This window comes from Microbispora sp. ZYX-F-249 (assembly GCF_039649665.1).
GTDB classification, from domain to species: Bacteria; Actinomycetota; Actinomycetes; order Streptosporangiales; family Streptosporangiaceae; genus Microbispora; species Microbispora maris.
The window spans coordinates 101029-114250 of sequence record NZ_JBDJAW010000013.1; the positions used below are offsets into that span (position 1 = coordinate 101029).

General features: G+C 71.8%; 14 protein-coding genes. 9 read left to right on the forward strand and 5 right to left on the reverse strand.

Annotated features, from left to right (window positions below):
* Positions 1-7 precede the first annotated feature (7 nt).
* On the reverse strand, positions 8-2005 hold the full coding sequence (locus AAH991_RS17675) for a thioredoxin domain-containing protein (protein ID WP_346226935.1): 1998 nt from the start codon (positions 2003-2005) through the stop codon (positions 8-10).
* Between the two features lie 175 nt (positions 2006-2180).
* Here AAH991_RS17675 and AAH991_RS17680 point away from each other — a divergent pair, with 175 nt between their 5' ends.
* A complete protein-coding gene (locus AAH991_RS17680) occupies positions 2181-3344 on the forward strand; it encodes a hypothetical protein (protein ID WP_346226936.1) in 1164 nt (387 codons plus the stop codon).
* 75 nt (positions 3345-3419) lie between these two features.
* On the opposite strand, the gene AAH991_RS17685 is transcribed toward AAH991_RS17680, so the two are convergent.
* Genes AAH991_RS17685 through mca form a run of 3 tightly spaced genes read right to left on the reverse strand, consistent with a single transcriptional unit; the run spans position 3420 to position 4792 of the window.
* The gene (locus AAH991_RS17685; RefSeq protein ID WP_346226937.1) at positions 3420-3737 is read right to left on the reverse strand and encodes a GNAT family N-acetyltransferase; all 318 of its coding nucleotides are present in this window, start codon (positions 3735-3737) and stop codon (positions 3420-3422) included.
* Positions 3734-3901 carry a hypothetical protein gene (locus AAH991_RS17690; RefSeq protein WP_346226938.1) on the reverse strand — a complete coding sequence of 56 codons (168 nt, stop codon included), beginning with the start codon at positions 3899-3901 and terminating at the stop codon, positions 3734-3736. The genes AAH991_RS17685 and AAH991_RS17690 overlap by 4 nt, the downstream gene beginning before the upstream one ends.
* 9 nt (positions 3902-3910) lie before the next feature.
* Positions 3911-4792, reverse strand: coding sequence for a mycothiol conjugate amidase Mca (gene mca / locus AAH991_RS17695; protein WP_346226939.1), 882 nt, complete (start codon positions 4790-4792; stop codon positions 3911-3913).
* Between the two features lie 150 nt (positions 4793-4942).
* Between mca and AAH991_RS17700 the strand changes: the two genes are divergently transcribed.
* The 3 genes from AAH991_RS17700 (at position 4943) to AAH991_RS17710 (ending at position 7365) form a co-directional block, all read left to right on the forward strand.
* The gene (locus AAH991_RS17700; protein WP_346226940.1) at positions 4943-5368 is read left to right on the forward strand and encodes a DUF4307 domain-containing protein; all 426 of its coding nucleotides are present in this window, start codon (positions 4943-4945) and stop codon (positions 5366-5368) included.
* A gap of 75 nt (positions 5369-5443) precedes the next feature.
* Complete coding sequence (gene greA, locus AAH991_RS17705; protein ID WP_139577342.1) at positions 5444-5944, forward strand: transcription elongation factor GreA; 501 nt, start codon at positions 5444-5446, stop codon at positions 5942-5944.
* 161 nt (positions 5945-6105) lie between these two features.
* Positions 6106-7365 (forward strand): C40 family peptidase, encoded by a 1260-nt coding sequence (locus AAH991_RS17710; protein WP_346226941.1) that lies wholly within the window; start codon positions 6106-6108, stop codon positions 7363-7365.
* 23 nt (positions 7366-7388) lie between these two features.
* Here AAH991_RS17710 and AAH991_RS17715 read toward each other — a convergent pair whose 3' ends face one another.
* On the reverse strand, positions 7389-8021 hold the full coding sequence (locus tag AAH991_RS17715; RefSeq protein WP_346226942.1) for an acyl-CoA-like ligand-binding transcription factor: 633 nt from the start codon (positions 8019-8021) through the stop codon (positions 7389-7391).
* Between the two features lie 112 nt (positions 8022-8133).
* Between AAH991_RS17715 and abmR the strand changes: the two genes are divergently transcribed.
* From abmR to AAH991_RS17740, 5 genes are all read left to right on the forward strand, one after another.
* Positions 8134-8652: an ATP-binding transcription factor AbmR gene (gene abmR, locus AAH991_RS17720; RefSeq protein WP_346226943.1), complete on the forward strand. Its 519-nt coding sequence runs from the start codon at positions 8134-8136 to the stop codon at positions 8650-8652.
* A 281-nt stretch (positions 8653-8933) separates the two neighbouring features.
* Positions 8934-10802 carry a phosphoenolpyruvate carboxykinase (GTP) gene (locus AAH991_RS17725; RefSeq protein WP_346226944.1) on the forward strand — a complete coding sequence of 623 codons (1869 nt, stop codon included), beginning with the start codon at positions 8934-8936 and terminating at the stop codon, positions 10800-10802.
* Between the two features lie 136 nt (positions 10803-10938).
* On the forward strand, positions 10939-11916 hold the full coding sequence (locus AAH991_RS17730) for a TIGR04222 domain-containing membrane protein (protein WP_346226945.1): 978 nt from the start codon (positions 10939-10941) through the stop codon (positions 11914-11916).
* Positions 11909-12844: an MbnB/TglH/ChrH family RiPP precursor modification enzyme gene (locus AAH991_RS17735; protein ID WP_346226946.1), complete on the forward strand. Its 936-nt coding sequence runs from the start codon at positions 11909-11911 to the stop codon at positions 12842-12844. The genes AAH991_RS17730 and AAH991_RS17735 overlap by 8 nt, the downstream gene beginning before the upstream one ends.
* Positions 12837-13199 carry an SCO6045 C-terminal-like domain-containing protein gene (locus AAH991_RS17740; RefSeq protein WP_346226947.1) on the forward strand — a complete coding sequence of 121 codons (363 nt, stop codon included), beginning with the start codon at positions 12837-12839 and terminating at the stop codon, positions 13197-13199. The genes AAH991_RS17735 and AAH991_RS17740 overlap by 8 nt, the downstream gene beginning before the upstream one ends.
* The last annotated feature ends 23 nt before the right edge of the window (positions 13200-13222 follow it).

A 13222-nucleotide genomic window follows, 5' to 3' on the forward strand; every position in this document is an offset into this window, starting at 1 on the left:
GCCGCTTCTACCGGGCCAGTTCGGCCCGCAGTTCCGCGGGGGTGGTGACCGGCGCGCGGCAGGTGAACCGACGGCACACGTAGGCCGCGGGTGAGCCGTCGACCATGCCCCGGCCCTCCAGCAGCGGCACGTCCACGAGTGCGGCGCCGGGCTGTCCGGTGCCCAGCGCGACGACCAAACCCGGCGTGCCGGACATGAGGGCCGCCCGGTGCAGCGCACGCGTACGGGAGTCGTCGGCCGGGCCGATGATCGCCACCTCGGCGGGGCCGCGCAGCGCCGCCTCAGCCACCGCGAGACCCCATCCGGCGAACCGGGCGTGCCGCTCCGCGAGCGCGGAGACCGTGCCCAGCGCCGCCTCGGCCGCTTCCCGGTGCCGGGCGGAGCCGGTGAGCGCGGCGTACGACAGCAGCGCGCCCGCCGCCGCGAACTGGCCCGACGGCGTCGCGTTGTCGGTCGGGTCCTGGGGCCGCTGGAACAGCCGCTCGCCGTCGTCGGGGGCGTCGTAGAACCCCCCGGACCCGTCGGGGAACCGCGTCAGCACGGTCTCCAGCAGATCTGCGGCGCGGTGGAACCACCGGCTCTCGCCGGTGACGCCATAGAGGGCGAGGAAGCCCTCGGCCGCGTTGGCGTAGTCCTCCAGCATGCCCGTGTTGGCCCCCGCCCGGCCGTCGCGGGAGGTGCGCAGCAGCCGGGCCGGGTCGCGGCTCACCGTGTGCAGGCCGTCGAGCAGCACGGCCGCCTCACGCGCGGCGTCGACCAGGTCGGGCCGCTCGAAGAGCGCGCCCGCCTCGGCCAGGGCGGCGATCACCAGCCCGTTCCAGGAGGCCACGACCTTGTCGTCCCGTCCGGGCCGCGGCCGGCGCTCCCGCGCGGCGCGCAGGGCCGTACGGACCCGGTCGAACCGGGCCGGGTCGTCGGGGTCGGCGAGAAGCTGGAGCACCGACGTGCCGTGCTCGAACGTGCCGGTCACCTCGAACACCGAGGCCGCCCAGGCTCCGTCGTCCTCTCCGAGGACCTCGCGGAGCTGCTCGGGGGTCCAGACGTAGAACAAGCCCTCGCCGTGCGTGCCGTCCGGTCCCTCGCTGTCGGCGTCGAGGGCGGAGGCGAACCCGCCCTCCGGCGTGCGCATCTCGCGCAGCAGCCATTCGGCGGTCTCCAGGACCACCCGCCTGGCCAGGACCGATCCGGTCGCCCGCCACCAGTGGGCGTAGACCCGCAGCAGCAGCGCGTTGTCGTAGAGCATCTTCTCGAAGTGCGGCACGACCCAGCCCGCGTCGACGGAGTAGCGGGCGAAGCCCCCGCCCAGCTGGTCGTACAAGCCGCCCCTGGCCATCGCCTCCATGGTCGCCTCCGCCATGGCGACGGCATCTGGGGTGCCGTGCCGCAGCAGGAACTCCAGGACCATGGACGGCGGGAACTTGGGCGCCCCGCCGAATCCGCCCCGCCGGTCGTCGAAGCCGTCCGCGAGGTTCCGTACGGCCAGGTCGAGGGTCTCGGCGGTGGGCGCCGGGCCCGACGGAACCCCGGTCTGCCCGGCGAGCGCCTCCACCACCTTCTCGCCCTGGGCCAGGACGCCCTCCCGGTCCTGCCGCCAGGCCTGCGAGACGGCGTGCAGCAGCCGCTGGAAGTGCGGCCGGGGGAAGTAGGTGCCGGCGTAGAACGGGTGCCCGTCGGGGGTGGCGAAGACCGTCATCGGCCAGCCGCCCTGGCCGGTCATCGCCTGGACCGCGCCCATGTAGACGGCGTCCACGTCGGGCCGCTCCTCGCGGTCCACCTTGACGTTGACGAACATGTCGTTCATCAGCGTCGCGGTGGCCTCGTCCTCGAACGACTCGTGCGCCATGACGTGACACCAGTGGCATGCCGAGTACCCCACGCTGATCAGCAGGGGGACGTCGCGCCCGCGGGCCTCCGCGAAGGCCTCCTCACCCCAGGGGAGCCAGTCCACCGGGTTGTCCGCGTGTTGCAGGAGGTAGGGAGAGGTCTCGCCACCCAGCCGGTTCATAGGGCCAGCCTCTCACACCGTCAGAAAGGACGATTCGGGTGCGGATCGCTCCGGGGCCGCTCGCCGTGACGCGGAGCGCTCTGGTTTCCCGGGTGGAGCTGTTTGTCATGTCGGGAGAACGCGCGGGCGACCGCGGGGATGTGTTCCGGCGCGTCCCGGCGTAGGCTCACAGGACGTGGGCTTGGATCTGGACTTCGCTGTCAGGCACTCGGGACGCCCCGCGGCCTTCATGACGCGGCGCGACGTCGCGCGGGTGCTGCTGGCCGTTCCGTCCGGACAGGCCCTGGTCGCCCTTCCCGACCTGCGGCGGCAGCTGCTCGCGGCGGGCAATCCGCTGACTCCCGTGTTCTGGGATTCGGCCAAGGCCGTGCTGACGAGCATCGAGTCCGGCGTCGCGACGGTCGGCGACGTGCAGCGCTGGCTGGAGTCCAGCGGGACCGAGCCGATCATGCTCACCCGCAGCTACTTCCTGTGGCCGGAGGAGAGCGAGCGCGGGCCGGTGGCCACGGAGATGTACGAGCGGCTGGTCGAGTTCCTGGAGGAGAGGCTGACGGCCGGGGAGATCGACGCGGACGCGCTGGCCGCCGGCGACCCCGCCGCCCGGCACGCCTACGAGGAGCTCCAGGAGCGCTGGCTCGGCACCCCGCTGCCGGACGGCCGGGTGCCGGGTGTCGTGGTCAACGACGAGCAGGACCGGGAGCTGTACGCCGCCTGGGACGAGGAGGAGGCGTTCGCGCTGAGCGAGCTGCGGCGGGTGCTCGACGACCTGCCGGAGCCGCCCTTCCCCGCGGCCGACCTCCACTCGGCCGCCCGGCGGCTGCGCGTGACGCTGACCCGGCCCGGCTACCCGGGCAACGTGCTGCGCGCCTGCGCCGGCCTGGAGGACGGCGACCTGCCCGAAGGGGACGAGGACCTGTGGCTCACCGTCGCGGCCGGAATCGCCGCGCCCATCTCGGACCTGCCGGACGAGGAGGACGCCGCCCGGTTCTTCGACATGGAGGGCGAGCTCAGCCACGAGGACTCCATACTGGCCTCGCTGTGCGCCATCCACCACGCCGACTGGCTCGCGTCGGTGATCACCCTGGTCCGGTACGGCCCGGGGGTGCTCGCCTCGCCCGAGCGGATCGCCCGGTTCATCGCCGACTCCGAGGACGTCGACGTGGACCCGGACGAGCCGGAGGACCTCGAGGCGACGGAGATGCTGTTCACGGCGGTGACGCCGCTGTGGGCGCACCTCGGCATCGTGGACCGATCCGAGGTGCTGACCCCACTGGGCTGGTGGGGCCTGCCCAAGGCGCTGGAACGCGCCTGGTCCTCAGGCCCCGCCCTGCCCGACTGACGCTCCCGCGTACCCGACCGGCGGTGTCGCGCCCCCGGCCGATGATGGTCGCGGGCGGCCCGGCGCCGTCCGGGCCTATTCCGGCGCGTCGACGAGGCCGCGGTAGTCGTCGTCCACCAGCTCGCGGTATTCCGGATGCTTCTCGATGTACCAGGCCACGAACGAGCACAGCGGCACGACCCGCAGGCCGGCCGCCCGTGCCTCGTCCAGGGCCGCGCCGACCAGCATGCCGCCCAGCCCCCGGCCCCCGAACTCGCCGCGCACCTCGGTGTGCGTGAAGACCATCGAGCCGTCCCGCAGCCGGTACTGCGCGAACCCGGCGAGCGTGTCGCCGAGCAGGATCTCGTAGCGCGACGCGGCGGCGTTGTGCGCCACTCGCGCGTCCGTGCTCACGCCTCGGGCCCGTTCCCGCGCTGTTCGTCCTCGCGGCCGTCGTGCGGCACCTGGATCTTCCTCATCTGCTTGTTCATGTTCTTCAGCAGGAAGAACAGGGCCACGCCGATCGCGGCGACGACGAGGAAACCCAGGAGACCCGGCCCGTAGCTGGTTGCGTCCACGCCCCCAGCTTACGAGCAGGCAGGGGTGACCTCCGCGTGGATCCCCGCGAACAGGTCGTCCTCCGGCAGCGTGGTGTCCACCAGGGACCGCGCGAGGTGGTAGTCCTCGGTCGGCCAGATCTCCTGCTGGAGCTCACGGGGGCAGACGAACCAGAACCCGTCGGGGTCCACCTGGGTGGCGTGCGCGAGCAGGGCCAGGTCGCGGATCTCGAAGTACTCCGCGCACGGGACCTTGGTGGTGACCTCCCACTTCTGCGGACGGTCCTCCCACCGCGCGATCCAGTCGGCGTACGGCGAGCCCATGTCGCGCTCGGTCATCGCGTTGTGCAGCGCCTCGAACCGCTCCCGGGTGAAGCCCATGTGGTAGTAGAGCTTCAGCGGCTGCCACGGCTCGCCCGTGCCCGGGTAGCGGTCGGGGTCGCCCGCCGCCTCGAACGCCTCGATCGACACCCGGTTGGTCATGATGTGGTCGGGATGCGGGTAGCCGCCGTTGTCGTCGTACGTGAGGATCACGTGCGGCCGGAACTCCCGGACGGCGGCGACGAGCGGCGCGGAGGCCACTTCGAGCGGCTGCAGCGCGAAGCACCCCTCGGGCAGCGGCTCGTTCTCGTCCTCCGGCAGCCCGGAGTCGACGAAGCCGAGGAAACGCTGCTGCACGCCGAGGATCTCGCGCGCCTTCTCCATCTCCTGGCGGCGCACCTCGCCCATGTTCTCGAGGATGTCGGGCCGGTCCATCTTGGGGTTGAGGATCGAGCCGCGTTCCCCGCCCGTACACGTGACAACGAGGACCTCCACGCCCTCCGCGACGTAGCGGGCCATCGTGGCGGCGCCCTTGCTCGACTCGTCGTCTGGGTGCGCGTGCACGGCCATCAGTCTCAACGGTGCACTCACGGCTCTCCTCATGGTGTCCTCTGGCTACGGAAAGAGGTTAGCTTCTAAGTGACCGTGCGTTCCGGACCCGGCTGGCCCGCGTCACGCCACGGTCGAATTGTGGGGACGATCGTCTCGCACAACACCGACAATCCTCAGGGAGATTCCGCGATGCCCACGGATGAGGCCGGCGGCCAGGGGACACGCCCGGTGCTCGGCACCCCGGACGATTTCCCGCCCCGCCCGGCGCGGCCCGCCAGGCTGGTGCCGTACGTCGTGATTGCGCTGATCGTGGCGGTGATCGCGGGCGGATGGGGCTTCGTCATGCTGCGTGCCAACGGGAATCCGTCCGTGAGCGCGGACGTCATCACCTTCGACGCGAGCGCTCCGGACTCCGCCGTGATCACCTTCACCGTGCACAAGCCGGCCGACCGGGCGGCGACGTGCCGGATCCAGGCGCTCGACACCAAGCACCTGGAGGTCGGCAGCCGCGAGGTCGGCATTCCCAGGGGCCGGTCGGACCTCGAGTTCACCGAGCGGCTGAGGACGAGCGCGCAGGCCACAGCGGTACATGTCGACTACTGCGATCTCGTATAGTGGAATCTTTGGGGAAGCGTTCGAAGGCGTTATCTTGACAGCCTTTCGAGTCACTTACGGAAACAAGGAGAGCCCGTGGCCGTCTCCCAGAACGACAACGTCACCTGGCTGACGCAAGAGGCGTACGACCGCCTCAAGGAGGAGTACGAGTACCTTTCGGGCCCGGGTCGCACGGACATCGCCAAGAAGATCGAAGCCGCCCGGGAAGAGGGTGACCTCAGGGAGAACGGCGGCTACCACGCCGCCAAGGACGAGCAGGGCAAGATGGAGGCCCGCATCTTCCACCTCCGGCAGATCCTGGACAGCGCCAGGGTCGGCGAGGCTCCCCGCGCCGAGGGCATCGTGGGTCCGGGCATGACCGTGACGGTCCGCTTCGACGGCGACGACGAGGAGGTCACCTTCCTGCTGGCCTCCCGCGAGGAGAGCGGCGCGCCCATCGACGTCTACTCGCCGAACTCTCCCCTCGGGTCCGCGATCAACGGCAAGAAGATCGGGGAGAAGGCGACGTACACGCTGCCGAACGGCAGGCAGAACACGGTCGAGATCCTCGAAGCCGTTCCGTACATCGGCAACTAGTCCGTTTCCGTCCCGGCCGGGAATTCCGCAGTCGTTTGCGGTATTCCCGGCCGTGCGGCAATCTCGTCCTGGACCGGACCATTCGCCACGGGAGGGGTGAGATCGTGCTCGAACGCCGAGCGCGCCCATCCACCCGGTTAGGCAGGAAGCTCACGAGAGCCGTGTCCGAGGCTCGCCAGGACCTCGCCTACCGCCCCCGGCTGCCCCGTCCGGGGCGCCTGCGCAGGACGGTTCCCCTCATCGCCGTCTCGCTCGTCACCGTGCTGACGGCCGACGTGCTCGTGCTGGGCGAACTCACATCCGGCTCCCCGGATTCGGGCGTGGTCGCGTCCCTGTCCGAGGGGCGCACCGGCAATCGCTACGTGGCGGCGGCGCGGCAGGCCCGCGACCCGGTGTCCCCGACGCCGCCGGGGCGGCAGGCTCCGGCCGCCCAGACGGTGACGCGTCAGCCGGTGGCCGCGCTGGGGCGGCTGATCCGCCCGCATCTGTTCGTGGTGGCCAACCGGCCGCTGCCGCCCGAGGTCGTGGAGAAGGTACGCCGGGTCAAGGGCGTGACGGCGGCCGAGGTGACCGGCGCGGCCGATGTGTCCGTGGACGGCAAGCGGGTGCCGACGATGGGCGTCGACCCGTCCACCTTCCGCTCGTACACGCCGAAGGTGACGGCATCCTCCGACGAGTTGTGGCGCAACATCGCCGCCGGCGACATGGCGGTCTCCTTCGAGCTCGGCAACGACGGCGGCGTGCAGCTCGGCTCGCAGGTCCAAAGCGGCGGCAGGCGCCTGCGCATCGGCGCGTACGCCACGGTGGGCATGGGCTCGATCGCGGCGATCGTCTCGAAGGGGACGGCGGCGGCGCTCGGCATCCCGGACGGCAACGCCCTGGTGGTGAGCGCGCCGAAGGTCGACTCCCGCAAGCTCCGCCTCAGGCTGCTGAAGATCCTGCCCAAGGGCAGCCAGGTCGCCACGATCAACCCGGTGGTGGTGACGCCCAAGGGCCGGAGGGTGTGGCCGCAGACCGCGTTCATGTCGGCCGATCAGCTCAAGGTCGCGCTGACGGCGGCGGTGAGCAAACTCGGCCGGCCGTACGTGTGGGGCGCGGAGGGGCCCGACAGCTTCGACTGCTCGGGGCTCGTGCAGTGGGCGTACGCGCAGGCGGGCGTGCGCATGCCCCGCGTGACGTACCAGCAGTGGGTCACCGGGCCGCAGGTGCCGCTGTCGCAGGCGCAGCCGGGTGACCTGCTGTTCTGGCGCAACGATCCGACGAACCCGGGATACATCTCGCACGTCGCCATCTACTGGGGCAACGGGAAGATGCTGCACGCCCCGCACACCGGCGACGTCGTGAGAATCGCCGACGTCTACACCAAGAACCTCGCCGGGGTCGTCAGGGTCAGCCCGCAGATCTCCGCCCGCGTCCGCTGACCCGGGCCCCGGGGGCGGGCCGGTCAGATCGGCAGCCCGGCCTCCAGGTAACCGAGGGCCTCGTCGAGCAGCGCGGGCAGGGGTGTCCGGCCGTCCCGTTCCACCCAGGTGAGAATCGCCGGGAGCATGACTCCCATGACCGCGCCGACGAGCGTCCGTACGGCGGGGCTGTGGGGGTCGCGGCCCGCCCGCTCGGCCACCGCGCCCGCGAGCATGTCGATGGTGGCGAACAGCCCTTCGACCGTGCGGGCGCGCAGGGCGGGAACGGAGGCGGACAGCTTGGTCCGGGCGAGCACCTGGTCGAGCTCCTCGGCCCCCATCGACTCGAACGCGGTGCGGAACGCGGCGCGCAGGGCGGTCAGCGGGGGCAGGCCGGCCGGTTGTGCCTTGATCGCCTCCATCAGGATCGGGTCGTAGTCGTCCTGGGTGACCACGTCCTCCTTCGTGGGGAAGTAGCGGAAGAACGTGCTGGGGGAGACCTCCGCCGCCTCCGCGATCTGCTCGACCGTCGTCGCGTCGTACCCCTGCTCGGCGAACAGCCGCAGGGCCTGCTCCTGGATGGTCCTGCGGGTCTTCGCCTTCTTGCGCTCGCGCAGGCTCGTGACAGCGCGGTCGGAGAGGGACGAGGTCCGGTCAGCGCGCTGGGGTGAGCTCATGCCCCGATTCTGCCGTCTTTCCGCCGCCCGGCCGTACTCCCCGGTAGGAAGACGGCCGGGCCCCCGTCCGGCAGATATGGCTACTTTCACGCAGCGATGTAATGTTGATTACATGAATGCAGACGAACAGCTGAGCGCCTGGTTCGCGGGCCGGTTGCCCGAGGACTGGTTCACCGGAGCCCCCAAGGTCGTCGTCGACCGTGAGGAGATCAGCGTGCTCGGCGCGCTCCCGCCGCTGTCGGTGGCCGAGGGGCTGCCCGACCTGGAACGCGCGGCGGCGGTCCAGGGGTACGTCGAGCGGTTCCGCGAGGAGACCCGCGAGCGCAGGATCGACATCGCGAGGGAGGCCGAGCACCGCTTCCGTCGCAAGGTCTCCTGGGGCGTCGTCGTGGGCGGCGAGACGGTGATGTTCACCACTCTCAGCGTCCCGGTCATGACCCGGCTGCGGCAGCCCGAACGGCAGGTCCTCGACACACTGGTCGCCGCGGGTGTCGCGCGCAGCCGCAGCGACGCGCTGGCCTGGTGCGTCCGGCTCGTCGGCAAGCACACCGACAGTTGGCTCGCTGACCTGCGCGATGCCCTCCAGCACGTGGACCGGATCAGGGCGGAAGGGCCCGGCGGATTGGACTGAACCAATTCGCGGAGAGGTCTGGACCAATTGAATTGGCCTATACCAATGTGTAACGCCGGCGAGGCGGGTAAGGGGGAGAAGGACGTTTTTTCCAACAGGGCCAGTGTGGGTAAGGTCCCACCACATCACGGCCACTGCCTGCGGTGACGCGGTCAGAGGTGGTGAAGCCGAGAATGGCGCCGATTTAACGGAGTGGAAACGCGGTGGTCTACTCCAATTGGATCCGGAGGCCATTCATCGCTCATGATGCTCTGGCCCTGAGAGATTAAGGAGCCGCCCCCGTGTCCATTTCAGTAGAGGTACCGACGCCCACCACGCACAGCGATCTGGCGGCCTGGGTGAGCCAGATCGCGGAGCTGACCCAGCCGGACCGGATCGAATGGTGCGACGGCTCCGAGGCCGAGTGGACGCGCCTGACCAACCTGCTGGTGGAGCAGGGCACCCTCAAGCGGCTGGTCAAGCGTCCCAACAGCTTCTACGCCGCCTCGGACCCGAGCGACGTCGCCCGGGTGGAGGACCGGACGTTCATCTGCTCCGAGCGCGAACAGGACGCCGGCCCCACCAACAACTGGATCGCGCCCGACGAGATGCGCCGGACGTTCGCCACGCTGTTCAAGGGCTGCATGCGGGGCCGGACCATGTACGTGGTGCCGTTCTGCATGGGTCCCCTGGGCGGGAACATCTCGCAGCTCGGGGTCGAGATCACCGACTCGCCGTACGTCGTCGTGTCGATGCGGATCATGACCCGCATGGGCGAGGAGGCGCTGCGCCTCATCGAGAAGCGCGGAGCGGCGCGAAAGGCCCGAGAGAGCGAGGCACGAGCCGGCGAGGGCCGCGGCAAGCGCGATCATGAGCACGGCGACTTCGTGAAGGCCGTCCACTCGGTGGGCGCCCCGCTCGAGCCCGGCCAGGCCGACGTGCCGTGGCCCTGCAGCCAGACCAAGTACATCAGCCACTTCCCTGAGACCCGGGAGATCTGGTCGTACGGCTCGGGCTACGGCGGCAACGCGCTGCTGGGCAAGAAGTGCTACGCGCTGCGCATCGCCAGCGTGATGGCCCGCGACGAGGGCTGGCTGGCCGAGCACATGCTGATCCTCAAGCTCACGCCGCCGCAGGGCGAGGCGCGGTACGTCGCGGCGGCCTTCCCGTCGGCGTGTGGCAAGACGAACCTCGCCATGCTCCAGCCCACGATCCCGGGCTGGAAGGTCGAGACCATCGGCGACGACATCGCCTGGATGCGCTTCGGCCCCGACGGCAGGCTCTACGCGATCAACCCGGAGGCGGGCTTCTTCGGTGTCGCCCCCGGCACGGGCGCCTCGACGAACGGCAACGCGATCGAGACGCTGTGGGGCAACAGCATCTTCACGAACGTCGCACTGACCGACGACGGCGACGTCTGGTGGGAGGGCCTCACCGACGAGCCGCCCGCGCACCTGACCGACTGGAAGGGCCGCGACTGGACGCCGGACTCCCCGGAGCCCGCCGCCCACCCGAACGCCCGGTTCACCACTCCGGCCGAGCAGTGCCCGACGATCGCCCCCGAATGGCAGGACCCGGCCGGGGTGCCGATCTCCGCCATCCTGTTCGGCGGCCGCAGGGCGACCGCCGTGCCGCTGGTGACCGAGTCGCTGAGCTGGCAGCACGGCGTCTTCCTGGGCGCCAACGTGGCCTCGGAGAAGACGGCTGCCGCCGAGGGCAAGGTCGGCGAGCTGCGCCGCGACCCGTTCGCGATGCTGCCGTTCTGCGGCTACAACATGGGCGACTACTTCGCGCACTGGCTCGAGGTCGGCACGATGACCGACCCGGAGAAGCTGCCGAAGATCTACTACGTGAACTGGTTCCGCAAGGACGCGAACGGCCGCTTCCTGTGGCCGGGCTTCGGCGAGAACAGCCGGGTGCTCAAGTGGATCGTCGACCGGCTGAACGGCGTGGCCGACGCCGTGCCCACGCCGATCGGCAACCTGCCGGCCTCGCTCGACACCGAGGGCCTCGACATCGCGCCCGAGGACATGGAGCTTCTGCTCAGCGTCGACCCCGAGGTGTGGCGCGAGGAGGCCGCGCTCATCCCGTCCCACTTCGAGACCTTCGGCGAGCACATGCCGAAGGAGCTGTGGGACGAATACCACGCCCTGGTCGAGCGGCTCGGCTGAGTTCTCGCCCACGGCCCGCGCGCCGTCGCCCCGGCACGGAACTCTCCCCGTGGGAGGTTCGTCTACCGGATAGACGGGGCGCGGGCCGTCCGGCCCGGTTCGGGGTCCCCCTCTTCTCCCCCGGAGGAGGGCGCACGTGGAACTGGTGCTCGTCGTCGCCGCGGCGATACTCGCGGCACTCATCGTCACGACCGCTCTCGCCGTCGGCCGGGAGCGGCGCGAAGCCAGGTCCGGGCCCGCGGTGCCCGGATCCCGCCTCGACGCCTACGAACTGGCCTATCTCGCGGGCGGGCCGACCCGGGTGGTCAACACGGCGCTCGCCTCGCTGTCCGTCGGTGAGCGGGTGCGGGTCGCGCGCGGCGGCAGGGTCACCGCCGTCGCCGGCGCCCCTGCCACCTCCGCCGATCCTGTCGAGCAGGCCGTCCTCGACCTGGCCACGCGGGCCGGCGGGGCGAGCGCGGCCGAGGTCAGGCGCCGCGCGGGCGGCGGTTCCGCGATGGCGGAGCTGAAGGAACGGCTGCTCGCGCAGGGCTACCTGCTGCCCGAGGGCTCTTCGGAGGTCGCGCGGCGCCTCAACGCACGCCTGCGCGCTCTCGCGGTGCTCGCCCTCGCCGCCGCGGCCGTCACGCTCGTGCTGATCCTCTTCGTCGGGACCGTCGCCGCCACCGCGGAGAACTGGGCCGCGGTCGCGATCGCCGGGGTCTTCGGCGGATGCGCGCTGATCGCCTCCCTCGCGTACGCCGCGTCCCTGCGGAATCCGCTGAGCCCCGCGGGTGAGGAGACGCTGCGGCAGGCGCGCGAAAGGCATCCCAGGGGTGTCCCCGCGCGCGGCACCGCCGGTGCGCTCGGCGTGGGCGGCGCGGCGGGTCTCGCCCTGGTGACGCCCATCGCCCTGTACGGCCTGGGCGAGCTCGGCGACCCGCACCTCGCGGCCCAGATCGCGGCCGACGAGGCCCTGATGCGCCGTTCCGCCGACGGCGGGCCCGCGGGCGGTAACGGTGGCGGGTTCGCGTGCGCGACGAGCGGCTGCGGCTCCGGTGGCTCGCACGCCTGCGGCGGGGGCGGCGGCTGCGGCGGTGGCGGTGGGTGCGGTGGCGGGTGCGGCGGTGGCTGAGCGCCGGTTCGGAAGGTGGCTGCCGTCCGGCAGGCGTGCCGGGGGCCACAAGAGGCACACCGCCGGCACGGGCCAGGGTGCCGGTCGAAGTGCCGGTCAGGGTGCCGATCGCCGTGCGGGCCAGGGTGCCGGTCTCGGTGTCGGCATCGGCTGGCGGCCGGAGATCGATCTCACGGTGGAGCGGCTGCCCGGAGTCGGGTTCGTCGAAGTGATCGCCGAGAACGTCGATCCCGCCCGGATTCCGGAGTCCCTGACCGTGCTGCGCGTCGCCGGGGTGCCCGTCGTGCCCCACGGCGTGGGCCTGGGCGTCGGCGGGGCGCACCGCCCCGACCCGGCCCGGCTGGCGCGCCTCGCGGCGTGTGCGCAGGCGCTGGACGCGCCTCTCGTGAGCGAGCACGTGGCATTCGTGCGGGCCGGGGGCGTGGAGGCCGGTCACCTGCTGCCGGTCCCGCGCACCCGGGAGGCCCTGTCGGTGATCGTGGAGAACGTGCGGGAGGCCCAGGACGCGCTTCCCGTGCCGCTCGCGCTCGAGAACGTGGCGGCCCTGTTCGGCTGGCCGGACGACGAACTGACCGAGGCGCAGTTCCTCGGCGAACTGGTCGAGCGTACGGGCGTGCGGCTGCTGGTCGACGTGGCCAACCTCCACACCAACCAGGTCAACCTCGGTCTGGACGCGCGGCGGGCGCTCGACGCGCTGCCGCTGGAGGCCGTCGCGTACGTGCACGTGGCGGGCGGGCACGCCCACGACGGCCTCTGGCACGACACGCACACCGCCTCCCCTCCCGCCGAGGTGCTCGACCTGCTGACCGAGCTGTGCGGCCGGGTGACGCCGCCCGGCGTGCTGCTGGAGTGGGACGACGCCTATCCCGGCGACGGCGTCCTGGCGGGCGAGCTGGGCCGGATCCGGGAGGCGATGTCCCGTGCCTGAGCCGGCGGCCGCCCGGGACGCGCGGGCCGCGCTGGCCGCCGCCCAGGCGGAGCTGGTGGCGGCCCTGGTCGCGGGCGGACCCGTGCCGGACGGCTTCGATCCCGGCAGGCTGGCCGTCCAGGCCCGCGGGCTGCTGGCCAAGAGGCGCGGCTCGGTCGCCCGCGCCGCTCCCGACCTCGCCGAGGCCCTCGGCGCCGACTTCGCCGGTCTGTTCGCCGCGTACGCCGCCGGGCACGTGAAGCCCGAGGGCGGGTCGAGGGCGGACGCGCGGGACTTCGCCGCCTGGCTGCGGGCACGCGGACGCCTCCGAGGGCGCGACCCGGGTTACTCCGGCCGTGCCCAGGAAAGCCTCTGAGGAGAGGGCAGGGCATGCCGGTT

Excerpts from the sequence above, each read along its gene's own strand:
- AAH991_RS17700 (WP_346226940.1), top strand. The coding sequence starts at position 4,943 with ATGCCCACGGATGAGGCCGGCGGCCAGGGGACACGCCCGGTGCTCGGC.
- abmR (WP_346226943.1), top strand. The coding sequence starts at position 8,134 with ATGAATGCAGACGAACAGCTGAGCGCCTGGTTCGCGGGCCGGTTGCCC.
- AAH991_RS17715 (WP_346226942.1), bottom strand. The coding sequence starts at position 8,021 with ATGAGCTCACCCCAGCGCGCTGACCGGACCTCGTCCCTCTCCGACCGC.
- AAH991_RS17675 (WP_346226935.1), bottom strand. The coding sequence starts at position 2,005 with ATGAACCGGCTGGGTGGCGAGACCTCTCCCTACCTCCTGCAACACGCG.